This is a genomic window from Micromonospora sp. WMMD1102 (assembly GCF_029626265.1).
Lineage (GTDB): Bacteria > Actinomycetota > Actinomycetes > Mycobacteriales > Micromonosporaceae > Plantactinospora.
On the sequence record NZ_JARUBN010000001.1, the window covers coordinates 3,001,187 to 3,026,272 of the forward strand.

23 protein-coding genes and 1 pseudogene are annotated in these 25,086 nt (G+C 73.0%); 15 read left to right on the forward strand and 9 right to left on the reverse strand.

Annotated features, from left to right (window positions below):
- Nucleotides 1-133: 133 nt before the first annotated feature.
- From araB to O7626_RS13340, 3 genes are all read left to right on the forward strand, one after another.
- Nucleotides 134-1,801, forward strand: coding sequence for a ribulokinase (araB, locus tag O7626_RS13330; RefSeq protein ID WP_278061486.1), 1,668 nt, complete (start codon nt 134-136; stop codon nt 1,799-1,801).
- Nucleotides 1,798-2,484, forward strand: a complete 687-nt coding sequence (locus O7626_RS13335; RefSeq protein ID WP_278061487.1) for an L-ribulose-5-phosphate 4-epimerase — start codon at nt 1,798-1,800, stop codon at nt 2,482-2,484. Before araB ends, O7626_RS13335 begins: the two co-directional genes overlap by 4 nt.
- A 154-nt stretch (nt 2,485-2,638) precedes the next feature.
- Nucleotides 2,639-3,457: a 4'-phosphopantetheinyl transferase superfamily protein gene (locus tag O7626_RS13340; RefSeq protein ID WP_278061488.1), complete on the forward strand. Its 819-nt coding sequence runs from the start codon at nt 2,639-2,641 to the stop codon at nt 3,455-3,457.
- Between the two features lie 361 nt (nt 3,458-3,818).
- Here the strand turns inward: O7626_RS13340 and O7626_RS13345 are convergent, their stop codons facing one another.
- On the reverse strand, nt 3,819-4,316 hold the full coding sequence (locus O7626_RS13345; protein ID WP_278061489.1) for a hypothetical protein: 498 nt from the start codon (nt 4,314-4,316) through the stop codon (nt 3,819-3,821).
- Between the two features lie 1,286 nt (nt 4,317-5,602).
- On the opposite strand from O7626_RS13345, the gene O7626_RS13350 reads away from it, so the two are divergent.
- A complete protein-coding gene (locus O7626_RS13350) occupies nt 5,603-5,914 on the forward strand; it encodes a bacterial transcriptional activator domain-containing protein (RefSeq protein ID WP_278061490.1) in 312 nt (103 codons plus the stop codon).
- A gap of 116 nt (nt 5,915-6,030) precedes the next feature.
- Here the strand turns inward: O7626_RS13350 and O7626_RS13355 are convergent, their stop codons facing one another.
- The 6 genes and pseudogenes from O7626_RS13355 to O7626_RS13380 form a co-directional block, all read right to left on the reverse strand.
- The gene (locus O7626_RS13355; RefSeq protein ID WP_278061491.1) at nt 6,031-6,342 is read right to left on the reverse strand and encodes a hypothetical protein; all 312 of its coding nucleotides are present in this window, start codon (nt 6,340-6,342) and stop codon (nt 6,031-6,033) included.
- A 98-nt stretch (nt 6,343-6,440) separates the two neighbouring features.
- Nucleotides 6,441-6,605: a hypothetical protein gene (locus tag O7626_RS13360; RefSeq protein WP_278061492.1), complete on the reverse strand. Its 165-nt coding sequence runs from the start codon at nt 6,603-6,605 to the stop codon at nt 6,441-6,443.
- 128 nt (nt 6,606-6,733) lie between these two features.
- Entirely contained in the window at nt 6,734-7,189 is a 456-nt protein-coding gene (locus O7626_RS13365; protein ID WP_278061493.1) for a hypothetical protein, read from the reverse strand.
- A gap of 230 nt (nt 7,190-7,419) precedes the next feature.
- Nucleotides 7,420-8,598 carry a hypothetical protein gene (locus O7626_RS13370; protein ID WP_278066527.1) on the reverse strand — a complete coding sequence of 393 codons (1,179 nt, stop codon included), beginning with the start codon at nt 8,596-8,598 and terminating at the stop codon, nt 7,420-7,422.
- A gap of 107 nt (nt 8,599-8,705) precedes the next feature.
- Nucleotides 8,706-9,134: pseudogene (locus tag O7626_RS13375) on the reverse strand (nucleotidyltransferase domain-containing protein); the annotation flags it as partial.
- Nucleotides 9,135-9,196: 62 nt separating this feature from the next.
- Entirely contained in the window at nt 9,197-9,337 is a 141-nt protein-coding gene (locus tag O7626_RS13380; protein WP_278061494.1) for a hypothetical protein, read from the reverse strand.
- A 31-nt stretch (nt 9,338-9,368) separates the two neighbouring features.
- On the opposite strand from O7626_RS13380, the gene O7626_RS13385 reads away from it, so the two are divergent.
- Complete coding sequence (locus O7626_RS13385; RefSeq protein ID WP_278061495.1) at nt 9,369-9,992, forward strand: RICIN domain-containing protein; 624 nt, start codon at nt 9,369-9,371, stop codon at nt 9,990-9,992.
- Nucleotides 9,993-10,128: 136 nt separating this feature from the next.
- Here the strand turns inward: O7626_RS13385 and O7626_RS13390 are convergent, their stop codons facing one another.
- Nucleotides 10,129-10,632, reverse strand: coding sequence for a GNAT family N-acetyltransferase (locus O7626_RS13390; RefSeq protein WP_278061496.1), 504 nt, complete (start codon nt 10,630-10,632; stop codon nt 10,129-10,131).
- 417 nt (nt 10,633-11,049) lie between these two features.
- Here O7626_RS13390 and O7626_RS13395 point away from each other — a divergent pair, with 417 nt between their 5' ends.
- Nucleotides 11,050-12,399 carry a glycoside hydrolase family 43 protein gene (locus O7626_RS13395; protein WP_278061497.1) on the forward strand — a complete coding sequence of 450 codons (1,350 nt, stop codon included), beginning with the start codon at nt 11,050-11,052 and terminating at the stop codon, nt 12,397-12,399.
- A gap of 66 nt (nt 12,400-12,465) precedes the next feature.
- Here O7626_RS13395 and O7626_RS13400 read toward each other — a convergent pair whose 3' ends face one another.
- A complete protein-coding gene (locus tag O7626_RS13400) occupies nt 12,466-13,518 on the reverse strand; it encodes a LacI family DNA-binding transcriptional regulator (RefSeq protein WP_347404784.1) in 1,053 nt (350 codons plus the stop codon).
- A gap of 332 nt (nt 13,519-13,850) precedes the next feature.
- Here O7626_RS13400 and O7626_RS13405 point away from each other — a divergent pair, with 332 nt between their 5' ends.
- From O7626_RS13405 to O7626_RS13445, 9 genes are all read left to right on the forward strand, one after another.
- On the forward strand, nt 13,851-14,417 hold the full coding sequence (locus tag O7626_RS13405; protein WP_278061498.1) for a snapalysin family zinc-dependent metalloprotease: 567 nt from the start codon (nt 13,851-13,853) through the stop codon (nt 14,415-14,417).
- Between the two features lie 328 nt (nt 14,418-14,745).
- Nucleotides 14,746-16,020 carry a hypothetical protein gene (locus O7626_RS13410; protein WP_278061499.1) on the forward strand — a complete coding sequence of 425 codons (1,275 nt, stop codon included), beginning with the start codon at nt 14,746-14,748 and terminating at the stop codon, nt 16,018-16,020.
- Entirely contained in the window at nt 16,017-17,015 is a 999-nt protein-coding gene (locus O7626_RS13415; RefSeq protein WP_278061500.1) for a glutamate ABC transporter substrate-binding protein, read from the forward strand. Before O7626_RS13410 ends, O7626_RS13415 begins: the two co-directional genes overlap by 4 nt.
- Nucleotides 17,016-17,130: 115 nt before the next feature.
- Nucleotides 17,131-18,576: a hypothetical protein gene (locus tag O7626_RS13420; RefSeq protein WP_278061501.1), complete on the forward strand. Its 1,446-nt coding sequence runs from the start codon at nt 17,131-17,133 to the stop codon at nt 18,574-18,576.
- Nucleotides 18,573-21,140, forward strand: coding sequence for a tetratricopeptide repeat protein (locus O7626_RS13425; protein WP_278061502.1), 2,568 nt, complete (start codon nt 18,573-18,575; stop codon nt 21,138-21,140). The genes O7626_RS13420 and O7626_RS13425 overlap by 4 nt, the downstream gene beginning before the upstream one ends.
- A 355-nt stretch (nt 21,141-21,495) precedes the next feature.
- A complete protein-coding gene (locus tag O7626_RS13430; protein WP_278061503.1) occupies nt 21,496-22,056 on the forward strand; it encodes a hypothetical protein in 561 nt (186 codons plus the stop codon).
- A 22-nt stretch (nt 22,057-22,078) separates the two neighbouring features.
- Nucleotides 22,079-22,858 carry a protein phosphatase 2C domain-containing protein gene (locus O7626_RS13435; protein ID WP_278061504.1) on the forward strand — a complete coding sequence of 260 codons (780 nt, stop codon included), beginning with the start codon at nt 22,079-22,081 and terminating at the stop codon, nt 22,856-22,858.
- A gap of 17 nt (nt 22,859-22,875) precedes the next feature.
- Nucleotides 22,876-24,168, forward strand: coding sequence for a VWA domain-containing protein (locus tag O7626_RS13440; protein WP_278061505.1), 1,293 nt, complete (start codon nt 22,876-22,878; stop codon nt 24,166-24,168).
- Nucleotides 24,169-24,304: 136 nt separating this feature from the next.
- Nucleotides 24,305-24,967 carry an FHA domain-containing protein gene (locus O7626_RS13445; RefSeq protein WP_278061506.1) on the forward strand — a complete coding sequence of 221 codons (663 nt, stop codon included), beginning with the start codon at nt 24,305-24,307 and terminating at the stop codon, nt 24,965-24,967.
- The last annotated feature ends 119 nt before the right edge of the window (nt 24,968-25,086 follow it).

Here is a 25,086-nt window from a genome sequence, read left to right on the forward strand (position 1 = left end):
CTGGTGGTAGCGCTAACACCATGGTTGGCTGACGGGGGGCGGTGGCACACGTGTCGTGGTCGCCGCCCGCCCCGGGAAGCCGGCCCGGCGGTGCGGGCCGGCCAGGGAACAGGAACGTCCAGGAGGGACACGAGTGAGCGCTAACGGTGCGGACCGGTACGTGGTGGGCATCGACTTCGGCACGCTCTCCGGCCGGGCGGTGGTGGTCCGGGTCTCGGACGGCGCCGAACTCGGCTCGGCGGTGCACGAGTACCAGCACGGGGTGATCGACGACCGGCTGCCGGAGACCGGGGCGAAACTGCCCAGCGGCTGGGCCTTGCAGATGCCCGAGGACTGGCGGGCGGTACTCCGCGAGGCGGTGCCGAAGGCACTCTCGGCAGCCTCCGTACCGGCCGAGGCGGTGATCGGGATCGGCACCGACTTCACCGCCTGCACCGTGCTGCCCACCCTGGCCGACGGCACCCCGCTGAACGAGGTCCCCGGGCTCGCCGACCGGCCGCACGCGTACCCGAAGCTCTGGAAGCACCACGCCGCGCAGCGGCACGCCGACCGGATCAACGAGCTGGCCGCACAGCGCGGCGAGGCGTGGCTGCCCCGCTACGGCGGCCGGATCTCCGCCGAGTGGCAGTTCGCCAAGGCGCTCCAGGTGCTCACCGAGGACCCCGAGGTCTACGCCCGGACCGAGCGGTGGATCGAGGCGGCGGACTGGATCATCTGGCAGCTCTGCGGCGCGGAGACCCGCAACGTCTGCACCGCCGGCTACAAGGGCATCCACCAGGACGGGCAGTACCCCTCCGAGGAATACCTGGCCGCGTTGCACCCCGACTTCGCCGACTTCGTGCGGACCCGGCTGGACCACCCGCTCGCCCCGCTCGGCGGGCTGGCCGGGCGGCTCACCCCGGAGGCCGCCGCCGTCACCGGGCTGCCGGCCGGGATCGCGGTCGCGGTCGGCAACGTCGACGCGCACGTCACCGCCGCCGCCGCGAACGCCGTCGAGCCCGGTCAACTGCTCGCCATCATGGGCACCTCGACCTGCCACGTGATGGTCGCGGACACCCTCGCCGAGGTACCCGGGATGTGCGGCGTGGTCTCCGACGGCATCGTGCCCGGCCGGCTCGGCTACGAGGCGGGCCAGAGCGGCGTCGGGGACATCTTCGGCTGGTTCGTCGAGCACTGCGTACCCGCCGACTACGCCCGGGAGGCGGAGCGGCGCGGCCTCGGGGTGCACGAGTACCTGACCGAGCTGGCCGCCGCGCAACGCCCCGGCCAGCACGGGCTGGTCGCGCTCGACTGGCACAACGGCAACCGCTCGGTACTCGTCGACCACGACCTCTCCGGCGTGGTCGTCGGGCAGACCCTGGCCACCCGCCCCGAGGACCAGTACCGGGCGCTGATCGAGGCGACCGCCTTCGGCACCCGGACCATCGTGGCCGCCTTCGAGGACGCCGGGGTGCCGGTGACCGAGTTCATCGTGGCCGGCGGGCTGCTCAGGAACGCGTTCCTGATGCAGGTCTACGCCGACGTGCTGCGCCGGCCGCTGTCGGTGATCGACTCCGAGCAGGGGCCGGCGCTGGGCTCGGCGATCCACGCGGCGGTGGCCGCCGGGGCGTACCCGGACATCACGGCCGCGGCCGGCGCGATGGGCAAGGTCCGGCACGGCGTCTACCAGCCCGACCCGGCCAGCGCCGACGTCTACGACCGGCTCTACGCCGAGTACGAGCGACTGCACGACTACTTCGGCCGGGGCGGCAACGACGTGCTGCACCGGCTGCACGCGCTACGCGAGGAGGCCCGGCGATGACCAGCGGCGAACCCACCGGCACGATCAGCGAGGCGGTCGCCCGGATCCGCCAGGAGGTGTGCCGGCTGCACGAGCAGCTCACCAGGTGGGAGCTGGTCACCTGGACCAGCGGCAACATCAGTGCCCGGGTGCCCGGCGCCGACCTGATGGTGATCAAGCCCAGCGGCGTGTCGTACGACGACCTGACCCCGGAGTCGATGGTGGTGACGACGCTGCACGGGGACGTCGTCGACGGCAACCACTCGCCGTCCAGCGACACCGACGCGCACGCGTACGTCTACCGGCACATGCCCCAGGTCAACGGCGTCGTGCACACGCACAGCCCGTACGCCACCGCCTGGGCGGCCCGGGACGAGGCGATCCCGTGCGTGCTCACCGCGATGGCCGACGAGTTCGGCGGGGAGATCCCGGTGGGTCCGTTCGCGCTGATCGGCGGCGACGACATCGGCAAGGGCATCGTCGCCACCCTGGACGGGCACCGCTCCCCGGCGGTGCTGATGCGCAACCACGGGGTCTTCACCATCGGGGCCAGCGCCAAGGCGGCGGTGAAGGCGGCGGTGATGTGCGAGGACGTCGCGCGTACCGTGCACCTCGCCCGGGCCGGCGGCCCGCTGGTGCCGATCGATCCCCGCCACATCGACGCCCTCCACGAGCGCTACCAGGGGGTCTACGGCCAGCGCTGACGTCCGGGCCGGCGGCGGAGGCCGGGGCGGTTCGACGGCCGGCGCGGTGGTCTCCGGGCTGGTGCGCCGGCCGCCGGGCTGGCATGCTCGCGCCAGAAGTCCTCGGGGCGGGCGACCGTGTCCGCCGTCCACCCGCGACCCCTGGTGGTGCCTGTTGACCGGATCCCGTCGCCCGCCCGACCACCTGCCGGAGGCCGACGTGCCGACGCGTGCCGGCGCGGGCATCCCGGTACTGCCGGTGCCGGGCGAGTGCCAGGTGTGGCGGCTCCCGATCGGTCCAATGCACTGGGCCGGACTCGACGTGCTCGACGAGGAGGAGCGGCAACGGCACGTCCGGTTCCGGAAGGTCGCCGACCGGGACCGCTACCAGGCCGCCCACGTCGGGGTACGGATGCTGCTCGGGCACTATCTCGGCGTGCCGGGCAAGCAGCTCAGCTTCTCCCGGCACTGCCGGCACTGCGGCGCCGGGCACGGCAAACCGGTGGTCGAAGAACCCGCCACCAAGCTCGACTTCTCGCTCACCCACTCGGGCGAGTGGGTCGCCGTGGCGGTGGCCGCCGACCCGGTCGGCCTGGACGTGCAGGAGTTGACCGACGGCACCGACGTGGGCGCGTTGAGCAGTAGCGTGCTGTCGCCGACCGAACTGCGCTGGTGGAACGGGCAGCCGGCGGAGTCCGCCCGTCGGGCGTTCTTCGGATACTGGGCTCGCAAGGAGGCGCTGCTGAAGGCGACCGGCCACGGGCTCGCCGTGCCGATGAACCGGATCACGCTGTCGCCACCGGACGAGCCGGCCCGGCTTGTCGACTGGGCCGCCGAACGTCCCCTCGACAGCCCGGTGCAGTTGCACGACCTCGACGCCGGTCCGGACTACACCGCTGCCGTCGCGGTGCTCTCCAGCCTGCCGGTCCGCGTCAGCCGGGCGGAGTTTTCGGCGTCGCTGGTCGCCGGGCGCGCGATGACCGACCCAGCCTGAACCGCGCGGTCGACCGGCCGCTCACCCGGAGCTGCGGGAGTTCCGGGATTCCGTCGAGCGTTGAGGCAGCGCCCTGACCCTCGCCGCCCGGCACCGTCCGCCGCACAGCGGCGACCCCGGATTATGTCCCGTCCCCCGACAACCCGGCGGCCGGACCTGTGGGCCGCCGCCCTCCGGCCAGCGGCCGGAGGACGGCGGAGGTACAGCCCGGCAGCGGATCGCGTCAGGCCGAACAGATCGACCTGAGCAGGCTGCCGGGGTACCCCGATGGGCCAACCGGCGACGACCGGTGGCTGGTGTTCGACGGCGTGAACCCGCTGCCTCCGCCCGACTGCGGGAACTGCTGGCGGCGGCGTACCGGTTACCCGACCGGGTCCGGCTGGTGGTGATCACCCGCCGCCCGCCCGCGCCGGCTCTGGTCGCCGGTGGGCTCCGCCGTGGCGACCTGGGCCTGCTCGGGCCGGTGGACCTCACCCTGTCCCGCCCGGACGTGGCCGTGCTGTTGCGGGACCGCTACGACCTGCCGGATCCGGTGCTGGCCCGGGTGGTGCACCGGGACACCGCCGGCTGGCCGGTGCTGGTGCACCTGCTCGCCCGGGCGCTGCGGGACCTCGGTGACCGGGAGGCCGGGCCGGTGAGACTCGCCGCCGCACGTGCCGAGGCCGTGGCGTACCTGGCCGGCGAGGTGTTCAGGGGGCTTCCCGTCGATGTCGGCCGGGTGCTCCGCCAAGCGGCCCGCGTCGACCCGGCGCACGCCGAACTCGTCGGCGGATCGGACCGGCGCCGGGCCGGTCGCCTGCTGCGGTGGCTGGCCGCTGCCGGCCTCCTCGGTCCGGAGCGGCCGGACGGGGCCGGACATCCCGCGATTCCGCTGGTGATCGACGCGGCGCACCGGCACCTCCCGCTCTCACCCGTCCAGGCCGCCGCCCTGTACGACCGGGCGGCCAGCTGGTACGCCGGGCGCGGCCTGCCGGCATCGGCCCTGCGCGGCTACCGGGCGGCCGGACAAGTCGACCCGACCGCCCGGCTGCTCCGCCGGTACGGCGCGCGGTTGTTGGCCGACGGTGAGTCCGCCCTGGTCAGCGCCGCCGTCGAGACGCTGCCGGCGGCTCGGTGCCCAGCATCGCTGCGCCAGTTGCACGGCGACGCGCCGCGGGTCGCCGGCGCGGCGGAGTCGGCGATCGAGGTGTACCGGTCGCAGGCAGCCCGGCATGGCGCCCTGCCCCCGGCGCTGGCCTGGCGGTACGGCCTGGTCTACCTGCTGCGGGGCGAGCCGCTGACCGCGATCGCGGTGTTCGACCGTGCGACCGCCGGGACGGGCCGGCCCCCCGACGAGGCGCTGCTGCTGGCCTGGGCCGCCTCTGCGTGTGCGCTCTCGGGTGACCTGGCGACGGGTCGGGAGCGGGCCCGGCGGGCGTGGGCGGCAGCGTCGGCCATACCGGGCGCGGGTCGGCTGGCCGAATCGGCACCGGCCCGGCCGCCGTCACCACCCGGCGCGATGCCGCCGTCCGGGCCGAACCTGCCGGCGGGGGCGGAGCTGTACACGGCGCAGGCGGTGGTGACCGCCGGCCTGACCGCGCGGCTGGCCGGCGACCGGACAACCGGGGCCGGACAGCTCGCTGGGGCGGTGCGGCTGGCCGACGCCGCGGGCGATCTGCGCCTGGCCGCCTGGGCGAGGCTGTACCTGGCGGTGGCCCAATCCGGCGCGGCACGCTACCGGGAGGCGGTGACGGTAGCGGGCGAGGCCGTAGAGCTGGCCGAGGACGCCGAGTATCCGGCGATGCTGGCGCTGGCGCTGGCGCTGGCGGTCCGGGGCGATGGGCTGGTCCGGCTCGGCCGGCTCGTCGAGGCGGTCGCCGACTACGAGCGCTCGGCGGCCCTGCACCATCGGCTCGGCTCGGCGTATGCGGCGGTGCCGATGGCTGGGCTCGGCCGGGTGCACCTGCTGTGTGGCCGGGACAGTCTGGCCCGGGCCGCCTATCAGGAGGCGGTGCAGGTAAGCGAGCCGACCGGGAACCTGTTCGCGCTGGTGCCGGCGTTGGCCGGGCTGGCCCGGGTCACCGCCGAGACGGATCCGGCCCGCGCCACCGCCCTCGCCGAACGGGCCCTCCGGCTGGTGCCGGGGCCGGACGGCGGCCCGGCCCGGTGCGCGCTCGGCAGATGTTCCAGGCCGAGGCGCTGCTCGGGCTGCGCCGGTTCGAACGCGGGGAGCGAGCCCCGGCGCAGGACGTGCTGGCACTGGCCGAGCAGCGCTATCAGGGGGACTTCCTGGTCGACGACCCGTACGACGACTGGGCGGTGCCGGTTCGGGAGGAGATGCGCCGGCTCTACCTGCGAGTGGTCCGGCCACTGGCCGAGCTGGCCCGGCACCGGGGCGACCCGGAGCAGGCGGGGGTACCAGTTGCGGCGGGGCTCTCGACATCGACCCGTCCGACGAGCGCACCCACCAGGAGCTGATCTCGGTGCTGAGCACGGACGGTCGGTACGGCGAGGCGGACGAGGCGTACCGGCGCTACCAGCGAGCGACGGCGATGATCGGCGTACCGGCCCGGCTGCTGCGCTGACCCGTCGGTTCAGAGGCCGAAGACGTCCTCCTCGGCGCCTTCCCGGACACCGTCGACGAAGCCCCGGAACGCCGGGTCGTCCCGGTCGGCGGTCACGCTGGCCACCTGTTCCCCGGTCGCTTCGGCAACCGCGTCGACCAGCGGGGGATAGTCCAGCTCGACGTCGGCGAGTTCGTCGTCGTCGGCCTCGGCGAGGTTGATCACGTCCTGGAGCTGGTCGGTGTCGGTCTCCGGATCAGCGGCCCAGGCTTCGCCAAGGTCGTAGCACTCGTCGTACAGCGCGCGCTGGTCCTCGGTCCAGACGTCGTCGTGGTTCCTCACGCCGTACTCCCTTCCGCGTCCACCACCTGAGCATGCCCCGAGGGGTGCGGGAGGGTCTCCTGTTATCGATTTTTGCCGGTCGGCCGGGTGCGGCGGGATTATCCGCGGTCGCCCTGGGTAACCGCCTCTGTCCGGGCGACCGTACGGGCGGCACCGCGGGAGGCGACCGGGCCGGTCGACTCCCGGACGACGAGTCGGCAGGGCTGCCGGATCACCCCGGACGCCCGTTCGCCGTCCAGCGCGGCGAAGAGCTGCTTCACCACGGTCGCTCCGAGCTGCTGACGGCCCTGCGATCTAGGCGGTCGGGCCGAGAACCTTTTCGTTCTTCGCGCAAGCGGGATAGGCATTTCCACCAGGGCCTGCAACCGCATCAGCCGGCGTGACGGCCGGCTCAGCTGGAGGCCGCGGCCGCCTGCTCATGCCACATCGTGATCACGACGCCGAGGACGAAAACCTGCACCGCTAGCGGCAGGCCGGGCAGGTCGGCGGCGACGTCACCACGCCATAGGCTGGTCCGCCTCACCGAGCCGACCCGGCGCCCGGCGGCGTGCAGTTCCTGCTCGCTGCCGAACAGCGAGGCGCGCTGGAAGTGGTACGTCTGGTCGCCGGCCTCGACCGTCCACCGTTTGCGGCCGACCCGGTCCGCCGAGGCGACCGCCCTGCCCGCCGCGTCGAGCAGGGTGAAGCGGCTTCCCCAGGCGTTGCCGCGCACCTGGTACCGCTGGCCGTCCAGTTCGAAGTCACCGCCGCTGCGCCAAAAGGCGCTGTCCCAGGTCGTCACGAACCGGCCCCGGACCCTGATCTCGTATCGGCTACGCCATACGCTCACCCTGCGGGCTTTCAACATGTCGCCAGGTTAACCGCGGTGGGCGAGCCGAACAGCATCATCGCAACGCTGATCCCCATGACCGGGGTGATGGTCTGCATCGCCTACCGGGCAGGCGGAGGCCCGGCGGGCGGCCGACCGGCGGGGCGAAGACCAGCAGCCGGGCGACGAGTTACTTTGCCCCGGCGTAACCGGCGCGGCCGGGGATTCCACTCGACAGGCCCGGCATGGACATCGCCACGCAACGAACTTCAGCAACAGTCGAAGCGGGATGCCCACGGTGCGTCCGGGCATTTCGGACAGATGAAGAGGTACATCCCACCCATGTCACCGATCCGGAGGTCGGTCGGGCTGAAGCCACGGCTGATCGAGTCGGTACGCGGATCGATGTCGGCGCGGACCATCACGACCGGCGCCCAGCGCAATCCGCTCTCGACGTCGTACTCGTCACTGGAGACGGTGAGCAGGTGGTCCATCCGGCGACCGCACCGGCAGGTCGGCCAGTCCGGCCACTGCGTCCAGCCCGGCCAGCCGCCGACCTTCACCCCCGGGGCCACGGACAGGTGGGATTGGTACGACCAGCCGGTCTGCTCCTTGATGTCTTCCAGCCGGAGGCGGCGGTCGTCGCCGAGGCAACGCAGCTCGTCCTCGTCCTCGTACGGGTACTCGGTCACCTGCTCGGGGTCGACGAAGCACGGTTGAGGCACCTTCCCAGACGGAATGTCCTGCGGAGGGTTCGGCGTCAAGCCGATCCCCTCCGCCCGCGTCGCTGCCTCGTTCCGCCAGTAGAGCTCCGGCCTCGGCCACGTACCACCACGGTCGTCCCGATGGTCGAACGGGCACCAGAGCACCTGCAACACGTCCTTCCCGTCCGGAAAGGGCAACGCCGCGACGTCCCGCTGATACAGCTGGAGGACCGGTACCAGCGGGACCGGTCGCCGGTGTTCGAGATCGACCTCGAAGTCACCCGGATCCACGTACGGCACCGAGCACGTCGGCCACTCTTCGGTGACCGGCCACAGCAACGGCCCGCCCACCGAACTGTCCCCTGCCTCCGGCTCTCCCCGGTGCGGGTGCAGCCGGATCGTCGTCCGGGCCATCGACGCCAACTCCGGCAGGAACCGGACCGGGTCCACCGGCAAGGGCCTCGTGGCGCGCATTCCAAACACCTGCACCCTCGCCGGCGGCAGGTAGTCGGCGGGGTCGATCGTGCGCTGCCTCGTTGTCGTCGACAGGGACACCTGGTGTTGATACATCCGGACCCTTGTCGTACGACCGAAAATATCTAGGTCCACCAGGATCTCGTCGCCGTCGAAACCGGCCAGCGTGCCCGGCAAGCCCTTGAAGGCACCATCAACGATGCAGACGGCTTGTCCGGTCGGGCCACCGCTGCCCGTCTCCTCATCCGGTCGCTCGTCACCCGTGGCCAAGACCCGACTCCCCTCCACACAGCTCGGCAGATGCAAGACCGAGAGGTTCCCCGATCATTCGAACGGTTCGTCACCTGACGCTGGTTGGCGTCGGCGTAATGATAGTGGGCTGCCGCTCGTATGTCCTCGGCCGAGACTTCGGGGAAGACGTCGCGTGGCGAGCGCCCGAGGACTCCGTATCCGTGCCGCACCAGTTCTGCTCTCGTGACCCTGGAGAGAATGCGATGAACGAGTTGGCCGTGAGTCCAGGTCGGATGCTGCATCTCGATAGAGGAGATGGTCGTGGCATCGACGTATGCGCACCCGAGTTTGAATCCCGCACCGCTTCCGCTATCGAGGTGCCGGTGGATGGCTGCAAGTGCCGCCTGCCGATCGGTGTCGATGGCTCCGTCGACGAGCGCAACCAGGTCGATGTCGCTGATGCGAGGCACGTAGTCGCCGGTGGCTAACGATCCTGCCACCATCAAGTCGCTGACCCATCCGAGTTCTTTCAGCTCGTTGGAAAGATCTCGAACGACAGCGGGTGCTGTCGCCATGGTGCCGAGTGTAAGGAGCATCTGCAGCATCCGACATTGCTGCGGACGCCCGATGGTCACCCTCAGGCGTTGACTGGGATACCGAGGATCTCGCCCAGAGCGGGTTCCTGCGCGACATGGCGATGACCACCGTGGTCAGCCGATGGCACCTCATCCAGCAACGGCACCTGGAGCGGGCTGACGAACCTCGGCGACAGCATCACCTACGGCTCCCAGTCGGCGTACGTCATCCCGGTGCAGGGGAGCGCGACCACGTCCTACCTCTATCTGGGCGACCGCTGGGCCGGCGCCTGGGGTGGCCGGGCCAACGAGTCCCGGTACGTCTGGCTGCCGTTCTCCTTCCCCAGCAACATGTCGGCGACGATGAGCTGGTATCCCCGGATTTCCATCGACACCGCGACCGGCCAGGTCAGCGGAGTCGGCTCGGGGCCGGCGTACGCGACGATGCGCCCCCGGCACAGCGGACGGTGCCTGGAGGTGCTCGGCCAGTCGACCGCGGACGCCGCCAGCATCGTCCAGTTCGCCTGCAACAACGGCGGCAACCAGCACTGGCAACTGCTCGACCTCGGCTCCGGATACCACCAGCTGGTGGCCCGGCCCAGCAGCAAGTGCCTGACCGTGCCGAACGGGTCGACGGCCGGCGCCGTGCAGGTGCAGCGGTTCCCCTGCCAGGTGGAACGGACTGACCAGCAGTGGCAGTTCGCCGACCTCGGCTCGGGTTATCACCGGGTGACCGCCCGGCACAGCGGGCTGTGCCTGGACGTCGACGGGAGTTCCACCGCCGACCGGGCCCGGATCATCCAGTGGACCTGCACCGGCGGCACCAATCAGCAGTGGCAGCGGCCGGCCGTCGGTTGAGTCGAGCTCCGGCGGCGTTGGTGACCGTGCGGCGCCTTGCCGAGCAGGCTGGGATTCCGTGTGCCCCCGCAACGCAGCCACGGCGGAGCGGGTGGTCATCCGCCGGTATCCGCGCGGCAGGCGGACGGGTGCCGACTCAGAGCGGTTTGACGTACCGGTGGCAGCGCACCGGAACCGTGTCGCCCTCGACCACCGCCGGATAGTCGAACAGCCCCTCGTCGACCCAGCCGGACCGCCGGTAGAAGCGGCGGGCCCGGGTGTTCCCGGGGACGACGGCCAGCCAGGCCCGCCGGTGACCACCGGCGGCCACCAGCCGCTCGGCCTCCGCGAGCAGCGAACCGGCGACACCGGTGCCACGATGGGACAGGGCTACGTATACCTGCTCGACCTCCTCGCCGACCATCATGACGAAGCCGACGACCTGCCGGTCGGGGCCGACGACCGCCACGACGGTGTCGCCGACACGCTGTGCGGCCCGCGTCCGGAACGACTCCGGGGTACGTGCCGCGACGAGAGCCTCCGGCACGTGCCCCAGGTGCCCGTCGCGCCAGCCGGTCGCCCAGATTGCCGCGACCGACTCTGCGTCGTCCGCGGTGGCGGGACGCAGGCCGATCTCGGGCATCGGGTTGATCTCCGGCATGGGGCGAGGGTAGCAGGAGTGTCGGGGGACGTCGGTAGCGTCGTCGCAATGAGCGAGCCTGGGGACGTACCTCCGGAAGTCCTCGACTGCCTCCGGCAGTCTGTCCGGAGCCCACGAGGCGCCGGCCTGGATCGGCACCCCGCTGGCGGATCCGCGACCGCACCTTCGCCACGCGCTCACGGTCGACCCCGACATCAGCAGGCAACGCCCGGTCGAACGCAGTTGGTGATTCTCGGGGAGCCCTCGCGGGTCACCGCGATCGGCGAATCGCCGGGGCCGGCGGCCGCGCACTCTGCACGTGCTGCTGGGCCTCGTGATTGGCTGACTTCTATTGAGCGGGTGGCGGCGATCCATATATGTTAGCGCTCACACGTCCTGCCGTGGCGGCAGGCCCGCATCCCGCCGGAGGTGGCGATGATGAACCGAGCACGCAACCGATTCCGATGGCTGTCATCAGCCTCCGCCGCGCTGCTGCTGGCCGGGTCGGTCGTACCGGCGGCTCCGGCCGAGGCCGCCGCACCGCCGCCCGGCCAGACCACCCGCTACACCATGACCGCGTTCACCAACAGCAGCGAATCCAACATGTACGTCTACGAGTCGCCGGACGCCACCGGCTTCCGCCTGCTGCGCGGCCCGGCCTACACCCCACCGTCCGGGCTGATCCGGGACCCGAGCATCATCCGGCACACCGACGGTCGGTACCACATCGTCTACACCACCAACTGGACCGGGAACACCATCGGCTTCGCCACCAGCACCGACCGGGTCAACTGGACGTTTCTGCGCAACCACACCATCCCGTTGACGGTGCAGAACACCTGGGCGCCGGAGTGGTTTGTCGACACCGACGGCAGCGTCAACGTCATCGTCTCGCTTTCCACCAATGGGGCGGACTTCAAGCCGTACCGGCTCCGGGCGACAAACGCCGCGCTCACCGCGTTCAGCGCACCGACCGTGCTGAGCGGGATCGGGCCGAACTACATCGACACGTTCATCGTCAAGACCAGCGGGACATACCACGCGTTCACCAAGCAGGAGACGACCAAGTTCGTCGAGTACGCGACGGCGACCAGCCTGACAGGGCCGTACACGGTGCGGCGCACCGGCAACTGGGCCGGCTGGGGCGGCCCGCGCGAGGGTCAGGCGCTGGTGCAGTTGGACAACGGCGGCTGGCGGATCTTCTTCGACGGCTACACCGCCGGCCAGTACCTGTTCAGCGACAGCTACGACGGCTTCAACACCTGGACCGCCCCGACCCAGCTACCCGGGCTCTCCGGCTTTGCCCGACATTTCACCGTGCTCAAGGAGACGGTGTCCGGCGGGGTTACCCTCCCGGTCAACGCCATCCGGTCGTTCCAGTCGGTGAACTTTCCGGACCGGTACGTCCGGCACCGCGACTACCTCGGATACGTCGAGCCGGTCTCCGGGGCGAGCCCGGCGCAGACCAGGCAGGACGCCACCTTCACCGTTGTCGCCGGCCTGGCCGACCCGAACTGCTACTCCTTCACCGGGGCCGGCGGCCGCTACCTGCGGCACTACGACTACAGGCTGCGCTTGGACCCGAGCGACGGCACGGCGACCTTCCGCGGCGACGCCACCTTCTGCGCCCGACCCGGTTCGGTGGCCGGTTCGGTCGCCCTGGAGTCTTACAACCATCCGGGCCGGTACCTGCGGCACTACAACTACGAACTCCGAATCGACTGGTATGCCGACAACGCCACCTTCCGGGCGGACAGTTCGTTCCGCCCGACTACCCCGTGGGCCTGACGTCTCCGGGCGGCCCGGCGGCCGCCATCCCGAGTCGACAGCGCTCAGGCACGTGATCGCGTCCGGTCAGCTCCGGCCGGCCGAGGGCGTGGCGGTGCTCTCCCGGATCACCAGGGTCGGCTCGATCGGTGTGGCGCTGGGCAGCACGGGAACCGGCCCGCCCGCCCGGCCGGTGGCGTCGAGCAGTTGCAGCAGCGTCGCCATGCCGCGCCGGCCCACCTCGTCGAAGTCCTGCCGCACGGTGGTCAGCGGCGGCAGCATGAACTCCGCCTCCGGGATGTCGTCGAAGGCGACCACGCTGATGTCGGCCGGCACCCGGACGCCCCGCTCGTGCAGGGCGCGCAGCAGACCGAGCGCCATCTGGTCGTTGGCGACGAAGACCGCGGTGACGTCCGGGTTGCCGGCCAGCGCCGTACCGGCCGCGTAGCCCGACCGGGCGCTCCAGTCCCCGGAGATGATCGGCGGTACGGCGGCACCGGCCTCCTCCAGGGTCTGCCGCCAGCCGCTGATCCGGTCGCCCGCCTCCAGCCAGTCGCTCGGCCCGGAGACGTGCCACACGGTCCGGTGCCCGAGGTCGAGCAGGTGCCGGACGGCGAGCCGGGCACCGGCCACCTGGTCCACCGAGACCGAGGGGAGCCCGCTGTCCTGGCCGGCCTCGACCGCCACCGCCGCCATCCCGTGCGGCAGGCTGTGCAGCGCTGCGGCGGCGGCCATCTGCGGCGCGATGATGATGACCCCGTCCACGCCCTGGCCGTCCAGCGCCTCGACCGCGCTGAGTACGCCACGGCGGTCGACCTTCTCCAGGGTGACGATGCTGACCCCGTAACCGGCGGCCCGGGCGGCGCGCTCGATGCCGAGCAACGTCGAGGCCGGACCGAAGAGGATGGTGTCGAAGCTCACCACCCCGAGCACCCGGGAACGGCGACTGGCCAGGGCCCGGGCCATCGCGTTCGGCCGGTAACTCAGCTCGGCCATCGCCCGGACCACCCGGTCCCGGGTCTCCGGCCGGACCCGTGGATGACCGTTGATCACCCGGGACACCGTCTGGTGTGACACCCCGGCGAGCCGGGCCACGTCGGTCATCACCGCCGGGCGCCTGGCGCGCGACGGCGTGGTCACCCGGTTCTCCTTCGCCAGCACGATGCCCAACCGCCTTCCGCCCCCGCCGGCGACGCCGGACGTTCGATCCAGGTTAGCCCCACCACCCTGGTCGGCGGTCGCGACGGCACGCGTTCGACCAGATTACGTTTTCGGTCCGTCCGGCTGTTCCGCGCCCCGGACGCCGCCGGTCGGTGCGTCTTCGGTCGGTCCCGCCTGCCGCTCGGCCCCGCCGTCCGGTGCCCGGTATGAGGCAACCGCTATGCGCCGGCCGCCGACCTGGGCGCCTAGATTAATGGATACCGATCGATGGTGTCGGTCCTCGTCCTCCCCGCTCTCCATTAGGAGTCGCCATGCTCAGACGTCACCTGCTCCGGGCCGCGCTCGGCCTGCTGACCCTGGCCACCTCGCTGGTCGGGGTCCAGGTCGCCACCGCTGCGGCCACCGCAGCGCCCGCGGTGCGCACGGTCTACTACGACGCGAGCCGGGCCGGGGAGTTCACCACCAACTTCACCCAGGCCGCACAGATCTGGAACAGCAGGGTCGGCAACGTGCGGCTGGTGGCCGGTACGCCGGCGTCGGTGACCATCCACGTCGACAGCGGCTGGCCCCGGGCGTACGTCACCGGCCTCGGCTCCGGCCGGGTCTACATGGGTTGGCAGGCCGTGAACCAGGGCTACGACCGTACCCGGATCGCGACCCACGAACTCGGGCACATCCTCGGGCTGCCGGACCGGCGTACCGGCCTCTGTTCGGATCTGATGTCCGGCAGCAGCGCACCGGTCTCCTGCCGCAACGCGTACCCGAGCGCGGCCGAGGCGGCCCAGGTCGACCAGCTCTTCGCCGGCGGCCTCGCCGCCGCGTACTCCGGAGCTCCGGCGGCGGCCGTGACCGGCACGTACGTCTGGACCACCAGCTGAGTACGGCGGGCCGCGCCGTACCCACCGGCGCGGCCCACGGCGGGCGCCGACGACGGTGTCCGGGAGCCGACAGCGCGGTCGGTCGGGGACCGGTGTCGGTGCCCGCCCGTAGGCTCGCCGACACCGGCGGGCCGCCCCCCACCGGTTGAGCCGATTGGTTACCTTGAACCCGGTCGTCCAAGATCTGGCGCCGGCTCGGGTCCGGTCGTCACGGTTCCCGGTGGTGTTGGGGAGGTTTCGGGTGGGTTCGCACGGGTCGGCGCTGGCTGTCCCGCCAGGCCGGTTGACCGTTCCGCCGCAACCCCGCCCGCCGGACATGCTGCGCCGGATGACCACACCGCTGCGACGCACGCCCGGCCGGTTCACCGCCATCCTGGCCGGTGTGGTCGTGCTCGGACTGCTCACCGGCATCGTCGCGTTCGTCGGCGTACGCCAGCGGGCCGACCTGGTGCGCGGCGTCACCGCCCGCAGTGGCGAGTTGGCGGTGGCGGCGCAGAGCCTCTACCGGGCGCTCTCCGACGCCGACGCCACCGCCGCGAGCGCCTTCCTCTCCAACGGTCTCGAACCGCCCGCGCTGCGGGACCGCTACCAGCGCGACCTCGCCGACGCCGCCTCGGCGCTGACGGTCGTCTCGGCGGCGGTCTCCGACGACAGCCGAGGCGCGGCGGCGGTGGCCCGGATCACCGCCCGGCTGCCGGTCTACAGCGGCCTGGTGGAGACCGCCCGGACCTACAACCGGCAGGGTCTGCCACTCGGCGTCGCCTACCTCCAGGAGGCCTCCGGCCTGATGCGCGACGAGTTGCTGCCCGCGGCGCAGGAGCTCTACGCGACGGCGTCGACCGAACTGGACGAGGCGCGGGACCGGGCGGCCGGCTTCCCGTGGGTCGCGGTGCTGCTGGCCGTGCTGACCCTGGCGGCGCTGGTGCTCACCCAGTTGCACCTGACCCGGCGTACCAACCGGCTGCTGAACGTCGGGCTGCTGGTCGCCACCGGCGCGACGGTGCTGCTGGTGGCCTGGCTGACCGGTTCGGCACTCGTCGCCGCCGGCGACCTGCGGGACAGCCGGGACTCCGGATCCGCCCAGGTCAACCTGCTGGCCGAGGCGCGGATCGCCGGGTTGCAGGCCCGCGCCGACGAGGCGCTGACCCTGGTCGCCCGGGGCAACGGCGCGGCGTTCGAGGAGAACTACGGCGTCGTGATGGAGCGGCTCGCCGGCGCGGACGGCTCGGGCGGGCTGCTGGCGCAGGCCCGGGCGGCGGCTCCGGACGACACCACGCGGCAGGCGGTCGAGGCCGCCATCGCACGCAGCAAGGAGTGGTCGGCCGCGCACCGCAACGTGCGGACCCTCGACGACAGCGGCGAGTACGCCAAGGCGGTGGCCGCCACGGTGGGCACCGGGGAGCAGACCACCGCCGCCATCTTCAACCAGTTCGACGAGGCGCTCGCCCTGGCCATCGCGCACAACGGAGAGCGGTTCGAACGCGAGGCGGTCGGCGCGGGCCGGGCCCTGACCGGCGTCGACGTCGGTATCGTCGGACTGAGCCTCGTCCTGCTGGTCGGGGCAACGGTGGGCATGCAGCGGCGGATTGTGGAGTATCGATGAGACACCGGCATCTCGCCGGCCGGGTCCTTGCCGGCGCACTCGCGGTGGCGGCGGTGGCCACGCTGGCTCTCGCCGGCTGCGGCACGGACGAGCAGGCGCTTCCCGACAACCAGATGGCCGCCGACCCGCCCCGGCCGGTCGGCATGCAGGATCCGGCCGTCGTCCCGACCGGTCCGGCCGCCTCGTCCGGCTCGTGCAACCCCCGGGCCAGCCTGCGGCCACCCGCGACGCTGCCGCGGCCCCGGCAGATGCCGTCCGGCAGCGCGATGGCCAGGATCGTCCAACGCGGACGGTTGATCGTCGGGGTCGACCAGAACAACTACCAGTTCGGCTTCCGTGATCCGTTGACCGGCCAGCTCACCGGCTTCGACGTCGACATCGCCCGGGAGATCGCCCGGGGCCTCTTCGGCGACCCGGGCCGGATCCAGTTCCGGGCGATCAGCTCGGCCGACCGGATCAAGGTGGTCAAGGACGGCACCGTCGACATGGTGGTCCGGACCATGACGATGAACTGCGAACGCTGGCAGGAGGTCAACTTCTCCACCGAGTACTTCAACGCTGGGCAGCGGGTGCTGGTCACCCGGGGTTCCGGGGTGCAGGACATCGACGACCTGCGCGGCAAGAAGGTCTGCGCCGCGGCCGGCAGCACCTCGATCCGGAACATCGCGGAGAGGGGGACGGTGCCGGTCTCGGTGGTCAACTGGACCGACTGCCTCGTGCTGTTGCAGCAGAACCAGGTCGTCGCGGTCTCGACCGACGACAGCATCCTGGTCGGGCTCGCCGCCCAGGACCCGAACACCGAGGTCGTCGGCCCGCGGTTCAGCGACGAGCCGTACGGGGTGGCGATCTCCCGCGACTCGCCGGAGCTGGTCCGGTTCGTCAACGGCGTACTGGCCAAGATCCGTTCCGACGGGACCTGGACCCGGCTCTACAGCCGATGGCTGACGTCGCTGGGCCCGGCGCCGGCGCCACCGGCCGCGCGTTACCGGGACTAGCGTGTCTCGTGGACCTTCCGGCGCAGTGGCGGAACACCGGCGGCCAGCGTTCGGCGCCGGCCGACGGTCCGGGCTCCGGCCAGCCGCGTCGATGACCTTCCCGTCGCCGCCACCAATGGGTCGAGCCGAGGTCGACCGGGTGCTCGACGCGCTCGGTGCGGCGCACAACCGCGCCTCGGCGGCAATGTACGCCCTGGACAGTCGGCCCGAGTCTGCCCTGCTGCGGGCCACCCGGCTCACCGGCGAGACCGCCCGGTTCGCCGCCGTCACTCACGCCCGGACCGGGGCGCTCTGGTCCCAGTTCGCCGCCTTCGGAGCCCTGCTCGGCCAGGCCCGCGAGGTTCGTGCCCGCCGTGCCCGCCCCGGCGACACCGAACTCGCCGAACTCGCCCACCTGCTCGGTGCGCCGGTGGTCGCGCTCGACGCCGACGGAGTGGTCGCGCTCGACGCCGACGGATCGGTGCTGGACGATCCCGCCGTCGGCGGGTCGGCGCTGGAGCTTCCAGGCGTCGGCGGGTCGGTGCTGGATGGCCGGGCTGTCCGCGGGTCGATGCCGGGAGGTTCGGCCGGTGGCGGGTCGGTACCGGGCAGTCTGGCCGCCGTTCCGGCCGAGCGGATCGGGTTGACCGAGCTGGCCCGGCGGATCGAGGCGGAGGCGAACGCGCTCGCCGGCACGCTCGGCGAGCTGGAAGCCGCGCGGGCCCGACTGGCCGGACAGTTCGGACGGCTCACCGAGGCGCTGCGACGGCTGCGGACGGACGGGCTCGACGGGGTCGAGGGACTCGACGGGTCTGACGGGTTCGACGGGTCTGACCGGCTCGACCGGTCTGACGGGCTCGACCCACCCGGCGAACCCGATCGGCTCGGCCGGCTTGCTGGGGCGGTCGAGGAGGCGTACACGGATGCGCTCGCCGATCCGCTCGGCGCGGCCGGGAACGGACCGGTCGCAACCGCCGTCCGGGACCGGCTGCGGCGTTTCGAGGCCGAGGTCGCCGCCCTGACCTCCGAGCTTGCCGAACTGGTCGCACTGCGCACCGGCTACCCCGGGCGGACGGCGCGACTGGCGGCCGACCTGGACGAGCTCGCTGCGGCGGCGGCCGAGACCTCCCGCGTGCACGGACTCGCGCAGGTCAAGATCGCCAACTCCGGGCTGCCCGAACTGCCGCCGAATCCGACTCCGGCGTTGCGGGCCCAGCTCGCCCAACTCGGCCAGCTGCACCGGGAGCACCGGTGGAGTCAGGTCGGCACCGAGCTGGCCGCGCTCGAACGTGGCGTCGTGTCCGCCCGGCAGCGGCTGGCGGAGTCGCACGAGGCGGCGGACGGGCTGTTGCGCCGCCGTGCCGAGCTTCGAGGTCGGCTCGACGCGTACCGGGCCAAGGCGGGTCGACTCGGCCTGATCGAGCACACCGAACTGTCCGCCCGACACCGCCTGGCCCGCGACCTGCTCTACACCAGCCCGTGCGACCTGCCGGCGGCGACCCGGGCGGTGGTCGCGTACCAGCGTCATCTCAACGACCTCACCGGGCGGCCCGCGCCCGGTGCGAAGGGAGCCCCAGCATGAGCACCCGCTGCCTGCGGCCCGGTTGCCCAGGCTCCTACCTGCCCGACGGCTACTGCGACGAGTGTGGTCGGCGGGCCCCGGCCGGCTCGACGGCGGTGCCCGGGAACACCGGCTCGACGGCTACCGACCCGGGCACGTCGGCGGGTACGGGCACGGGTTCGGTCGGGCCTACCGGTGGGACCGGCCGGGCCGGGGCGCCCACCGGTACGGGGCGGGCCTCGGTGCCGACCGGAACCGGCCGGGCCTCGGTGCCCGCCCAGGGCGGTACGCCGGGCAGCCAGCCGCCGGTTCCGTCCGCACCGGGGGCGGGACCGGCGTCGTCCGGTACCGGACAGGGCCCGGGGCCGACCTCGACCGGACAGGCTCCGGCGTCGACCGGTACCGGACGCGGTGGCGCGTCGACCGGGGTCGGCACCATGCCCAGCCGGGGGACGACGAGTTCCTCCCGGGGTTCCAGCCGGTCCCGGAGTGCCTCCCGGGGCGGTCTCGGCGCCGGGCTGGTCGACATCGCCCGGGTGCCGCTGCGCGATCCGGGGACGGCGGTGATGGCCGAGCCGAGGGTCGCCGAGTCCCGACGGTACTGCGTGCGCTGTGAAAAGCCGGTGGGGCGGAGCCGGGACGACCGGCCGGGCCTGGCCGAGGGCTTCTGCCCGCACTGCGGTACCCCGTTCTCCTTCCTGCCCCGGCTCCAACCCGGCGACCTGATCAACCGGCGGTACGAGATCCTCGGCGCCCTCGCCTACGGCGGACTCGGCTGGATCTACCTGGCCCGGGACCGCAACGTCAGTGACACGGTCAGCGACCGCTGGGTGGTACTCAAAGGATTGATCAACACCTCCGACGAGGACGCGATGGCCTCGGCCGTCGCCGAGCGCCGGTTCCTGGTCGAGCTGGACCACCCCAACATCGTCAAGATCCACGACTTCGTCGAGCATCCCGACCCGCGCACCGGCACCCCCGTCGGCTACATCGTGATGGAGTACGTCGGCGGCCAGTCGCTGCGGGACATGCTGATGGCCCGGCGCCGGGAGACGGGCCAGCGTGCCCTGCCGCTGCCCGAGGTGATCGCCTACGGGGTCGAGATCCTGCCCGCACTCGACTACCTGCACGACCGCAACCTGCTCTTCTGCGACTTCAAGCCGGACAACGTCATCCACGCCGAGGAGCAGCTCAAACTCATCGACCTGGGCGCGGTACGGCACGTCGACGACAGCGCGAGCGCGATCTTCGGCACACCCGGCTACCAGGCGCCGGAGATCGGCACGCTCGGCCCCTCGGTCGCCTCCGACATCTACACCGTTGGCCGGGCGCTGGCCGTGCTCAGCATCGACTTCCGCGGCTTCTCCAGCACGTACGCCAACCGGTTGCCGGAGCCGGCCGAGGTGCCGCTGTTCGCCGCCGAGATGTCGTACCACCGGCTGCTGCGCCGGGCCACCCACCCCGATCCGGACCGCCGCTTCGCCAGTGCCGCGGAGATGAGCGAGCAACTGCTCGGCGTACTGCGCGAGGTGCTCTCCGCCGCCGACGGGGTACCCCGACCGGCGGTGTCCCGGCAGTTCACCCCGGAACGGCGTGCTTTCGGCACCGAGGCCGGCGAGGTCGGCCGGGCGGTGGCGGGCCGGGCCTGGGGCGCGGGCGGCGGGATACCGCCCGGGGCGACCGCACCGGCGCCGCAGGTGGTCGCCGCCGCGCTGCCGCTGCCGCAGGTCGACGTGCTCGATCCGGGCGCCGGCTTCCTCGCCTCGCTCGGCGCGACCGACCCGGCCGAACTGGTCCGGCAGCTCACCGCCGCACCGGTACGCAGTGTCGAGGTGGCGCTGCGGCTGGCCCGGGCCCGGATCGAGGCCGGTGACCTGGCCGGAGCCGCCGCCGACCTGGACCGGCTGGCCGCGGCCGACCCGTTCGACTGGCGGGTGGACTGGTACCGGGGCCTGGCTGCGCTGACCGCGAACCGTCCCGGTGACGCCCGGGTCGCCTTCGACGCCGTCTACGACGCCCTGCCGGGCGAGCCGGCCGCCCGGCTGGCGCTGGCGGTCAGCGCGGAGTGCACCGGCGACCGGGAGCTGGCGACCCGGCTCTACGACCGGGTGTGGCGGGTCGACCACAGCTATCTGAGTGCCGCGTTCGGGCTGGCCCGGATCCGGTTCCTGATCGGCGACCGGGTGGGTGCGCTGGCCGTACTCGACCAGGTGCCGGACAGTTCGAGTCAGCACGTGGCGGCGCAGGTCGCCGCCGTCCGGGCCAGCCTGCCGGGACTGGCGGCCGGCACGACCGGGCCGGACGACCTGCTGCGGGCGTCCGCCCGGCTGGAGCGGCTCGGCCTCGACGTCGAGCGGCAGACCCGGCTCACCATCGAGGTGCTGGAGGTCGCCCTGGCCTGGGTACGGAGCCGGTCGGCAGCGACCTCCGCAGCACGGTTGCTGGGGCACGAACTCTCCGAGCGCGGGTTGCGGTTCGGGCTGGAGCGGGCGTACCGGACGCTGGCCCAGCTCTCCCGTGACCCGGAGTTGCGGATCGCGCTCGTCGACCACGCCAACGCGGTCCGGCCGAGGACGTTGGTGTGACCGCCGTCGGAGCCGGCGCCGCCGGCAGCCTGCCGAAGCCGTGTCCGGAACACGGCGCACCCGACGACCCGGCACACCGGTACTGCGAGTTCTGCGGTCGGGAGTTGGAACGCCTGCCGATGGCGGATCCGGCCGGGCCGTCCGGGGCGTCCGGTACGCGAACTCCGGTGGACCCGTCGAGGGCGGCTACCGCCGCCGGCTCCGCCCGGGTCGAGACGCCTGCCGCCGTGGACCTGCCGGAGTCGACCGAGCTGCTGCGGCTGGCCGACCTGTCGGGGCCGACCGCGCTGTCCCGGTTGGAGGCACTCGCCGGCTCCGCCGATTCGTCCGGCCCGCCTCCGGCCGCATCGCCCGGTTGGCCGCAGCCCTCCGCACCGCCCGGCTCGGCCAACTGGATGCCGCCGCCGGCACCACCCGCCTCGACCGGTCGGGCCGGCCCGCCAGCCGTGCCGGCCTCCTCCGGCTGGACCGGGCCGCCGGCAACCTCCGGCCCACCGGGATGGCACGGCTCGCCCGTACCGTCCGGCCCGCCGGGCTGGAGCGGCCCGTCGGTACCGTCGGCTCCGCCCGTACCGTCCGGCCCGCCGGGCTGGAGCGGTCCGCCGGTACCGTCGGCTCCGCCCGTACCGTCCGGCCCGCCGGGCTGGAGCGGTCCGCCGGTACCGTCGGCTCCGCCCGTACCGTCCGGCCCGCCGGGCTGGAGCGGTCCGCCGGTACCGTCGGCTCCGCCTGCGCCGGCGGGGCCGGCCGGGGGGTGGCATGCGGCCGTGTCGACCAGCGGTGCGGTCGTCGGCGCCGGACCGGTGAATCCGTCCGGTCCGGTCGCCCCGCCCGGTCCCTGGCTCTCGTCGCGTGCGGTGGGCCAGCCCTGTCCGGGGTGCGGCGCCTCGCCGTCCGGCAGCTCCGGCCATTGTGACCACTGTGGACAACGGTCGTCGGTGGGTCGGGACCGCGCCGATCTGGACCTGGGGGCCGTCGCCGCCGTCACCGACCGGGCTCGGCGGCGCCGCAACGAGGACGCGGTCACGGTCGGCCGGTTCGGCCGGGGCATCGCGGCGGTGGTCTGTGACGGGGTGTCGACATCGCTCCGCGCCGACCTCGCGGCGCACGCGGCGGCGGAGGCGGGACTGGCCGCACTGCTCTCCGCACTCGGCAACGGCGCCACCGGCCCGGACGCCGTGCTCTCCTCCGGCCGGGCGGCGGCCACCGCCGCCCGGGCGACCGCGCTGCACGACGACGGGCAGGTTCCACCCAGCTGCACCTTCGTGGCCGCGGTCGTCAGCGCCGACTCGGTCACGGTCGGCTGGATCGGTGACAGCCGCGCCTACTGGCTCGGTCCGGACGGTGCGGTGCACGAGGCGGTTTGCCTCACCGTGGACGACTCGGTGGTCGGCCAGATCCGGGCGGGCCGGCCGGTGCCACCCGGTGCCGAGCAGGATCCGACGTCCAAGGCGCTGATCCGGTGGCTCGGCGCCGACTCCGGCGACGCCGATCCGCAGGTGGTGACGTTCCAGCCGGGCCGGTCGGGGCGGCTGGTGATCTGTTCGGACGGGCTCTCGCACTACCTGCCCAACGCCGGGGCGCTGGCGGCGCGGGTGCCGGGACCGGGCGGTGCCACGCCGATCGCGATCGCCAAGGATCTGACCAGGTTCGCTGTGGAGGCCGGCGGGCACGACAACATCGCCGTCGCGGTGCTGCCGTTCCCACCGGCCGGATGATCGCCGGGAGCGGGCGGATGGCCGGGATGGCACGGTTCGTCGCCGAGGTGGACCACAACGAGTACCTGCCGGCCGGCGGTCAGGTGGTGGACGCGATCCTGACGGTGACGGCGTCCGGGCCCGACCTGCGCGATCCGGCCGCCGCCCCGACGGCGGCACAGGTGATCATGATCGACACCTCGGGTTCGATGGCGATGCCACCGACGAAGCTCGCCGAGGCGAAACGGGCCACCGCGGTCGCCATCGACACGCTGCGCGAGGGTGTGGCCTTCGCGGTGGTCTCCGGCACCGCGGTCGCCCGGATGGTGTACCCGGCACATCCGGCGATGGTGCCGGCGAACGCGCAGACCCGGGCGGCGGCGAAGGCGGCGGTCGCCGGGCTCTGGGCCGACGGCGGCACCGCCATCGGCCGCTGGCTGGACTTGGCGAACTGGCTCTTCGCCAGTTGTCCCACCGAGGTCCGACACGCAATCCTGCTCACCGACGGACGCAACGAGCACGAGCGACCCGAGGATCTGCGCCGGGTGCTCGCCGCCTGCGAGGGGCGGTTCGTCTGCGACAGCCGGGGCATCGGCAACGGATGGGTGGCCGGCGAACTGCGTACCATCGCCTCGGCCCTGCTCGGCACGGCCGACGGTCTGGAACACCCGGCGCAGTTGCCGGCCGCCTTCCAGGCGATGACGGCGGCCGCGATGGGCAAGCGGGTCGCCGACGTCGCGCTGCGGATCTGGACTCCGGCCGGTGCGACGGTACGGATGGTCAAGCAGGTCTTTCCGCACGTGGCGGAACTCACCGGCCGCCGCTCGACGGTCAGTGCCCGGATCGGGGACTATCCGACCGGCGCCTGGGGTGCCGAGACGCGCGAATTCCACATCGGTGTGGTCCTGCGCCCCGACGCGGTCGGTGAGGAGGTGCTGGCTGCCCGGGTCAGCCTGGTCAGCGCCGGTCAGGTCCTGACCGAGCGGCTGATCCCGGCCAGGTGGACCGACGACACCGCGCTCTCCACCCGGATCAGTCCGCAGGTGGCGCACTACACCGGGCAGGCCGAACTCGCCGCCGCGATCCAGGAAGGGCTGCGGGCCCGGGAGGCCGGCGACGAGGAGACCGCGACCGCCCGGCTCGGCCGGGCCGTGCAGTTGGCGGCCGAGTCGGGACACGACGAGACCGCGATGCTGCTCGGCCGGGTCGTCGACGTCATCGACGCCCCGACCGGAACGGTACGGCTGAAGCGGCAGGTGTCGGCGCTGGACGCCGAGCTGACCGACGTGCGGTCGGTGAAGACGGTACGGGTGAAGAAGGAGCAGGAGTGAGCCGGTGACCTGCTCCCGGGGGCACGAGTCGTCCACAACGGACTACTGCGACGTCTGCGGCGTACCGATGCAGGGTGACCGTGCCGGGTCCGGGTCGAAGGAAGCCGGGGGAGCGCACCCGGGCCCGGAGGCCGGGGTGGCAGTTCCGTGTCCGGTCTGCGGTACCGCGCGGGTGGGCCGGTTCTGCGAGGAGGACGGCTACGACTTCCTGCTGACCCCGCCGACCCCCGCCGCCCCGACCCCTGGCGCCCCGACCCCCGCCGCCCCGACCCCTGGCGCCCCGGCCCCCGCTGCCCCGACCCCTGGCGCCCCGGCCCCCGCTGCCCCGACCCCTGCCGCCCCGGCCCCCGCTGCCCCGACCCCTGCCGCCCCGACGGCCGCCGCTGCGGAGCGGAGCTGGCAACTGGTGGTGGACGCGGACGCCGGCTACTTCGACCTGGTCAGGTCGTTCGGCGGGGCGGAGGCGGGGAGCCTGGCCTTCCCACGCTTCGTGGTGGCACGGCGGTTCACCCTGGAACCCCGGCAGATGCTGGTCGGCCGCCGCAGCCGCTCCCGGGGCGTACGTCCCGACATCGACCTGACCGGGCCGCCCGAGGACCCGGGCGTCTCCCACCTGCATGCGCTGCTGGTCCCGCAGCCCGACGGCTGGGCGGTGGTGGACCTGGGATCCGCCAACGGCACCTACCTGAACGACCCCTCGACGCCACCGATCGTCGCCGCCACGCCGGTCCCGCTCGGCGACGGTGACCGGGTCTACCTCGGTGCCTGGACCCGGTTGACGATCCGAGCCGACGGCTGAGCGACGGGCGTCGCCCCGATCGACGATCCGAGCCGACGACCGAGTGGCGGTATCGGGCCACCGATCGACGGATGCGCCTGGCCTATCTAGGATAGGCCGGCACCGTCCCCCGTCATCGG

Bases quoted from the DNA above. Each gene is read 5' to 3' on its own strand.
- O7626_RS13420 (WP_278061501.1), top strand. From the start codon at position 17,131: ATGGGTCGAGCCGAGGTCGACCGGGTGCTCGACGCGCTCGGTGCGGCG.
- O7626_RS13410 (WP_278061499.1), top strand. From the start codon at position 14,746: ATGACCACACCGCTGCGACGCACGCCCGGCCGGTTCACCGCCATCCTG.
- O7626_RS13395 (WP_278061497.1), top strand. From the start codon at position 11,050: ATGAACCGAGCACGCAACCGATTCCGATGGCTGTCATCAGCCTCCGCC.
- O7626_RS13365 (WP_278061493.1), bottom strand. From the start codon at position 7,189: ATGTTGAAAGCCCGCAGGGTGAGCGTATGGCGTAGCCGATACGAGATC.
- O7626_RS13390 (WP_278061496.1), bottom strand. From the start codon at position 10,632: ATGCCGGAGATCAACCCGATGCCCGAGATCGGCCTGCGTCCCGCCACC.
- O7626_RS13440 (WP_278061505.1), top strand. From the start codon at position 22,876: ATGGCCGGGATGGCACGGTTCGTCGCCGAGGTGGACCACAACGAGTAC.
- O7626_RS13345 (WP_278061489.1), bottom strand. From the start codon at position 4,316: ATGTCCGGCCCCGTCCGGCCGCTCCGGACCGAGGAGGCCGGCAGCGGC.
- O7626_RS13425 (WP_278061502.1), top strand. From the start codon at position 18,573: ATGAGCACCCGCTGCCTGCGGCCCGGTTGCCCAGGCTCCTACCTGCCC.
- O7626_RS13405 (WP_278061498.1), top strand. From the start codon at position 13,851: ATGCTCAGACGTCACCTGCTCCGGGCCGCGCTCGGCCTGCTGACCCTG.
- O7626_RS13335 (WP_278061487.1), top strand. From the start codon at position 1,798: ATGACCAGCGGCGAACCCACCGGCACGATCAGCGAGGCGGTCGCCCGG.
- O7626_RS13415 (WP_278061500.1), top strand. From the start codon at position 16,017: ATGAGACACCGGCATCTCGCCGGCCGGGTCCTTGCCGGCGCACTCGCG.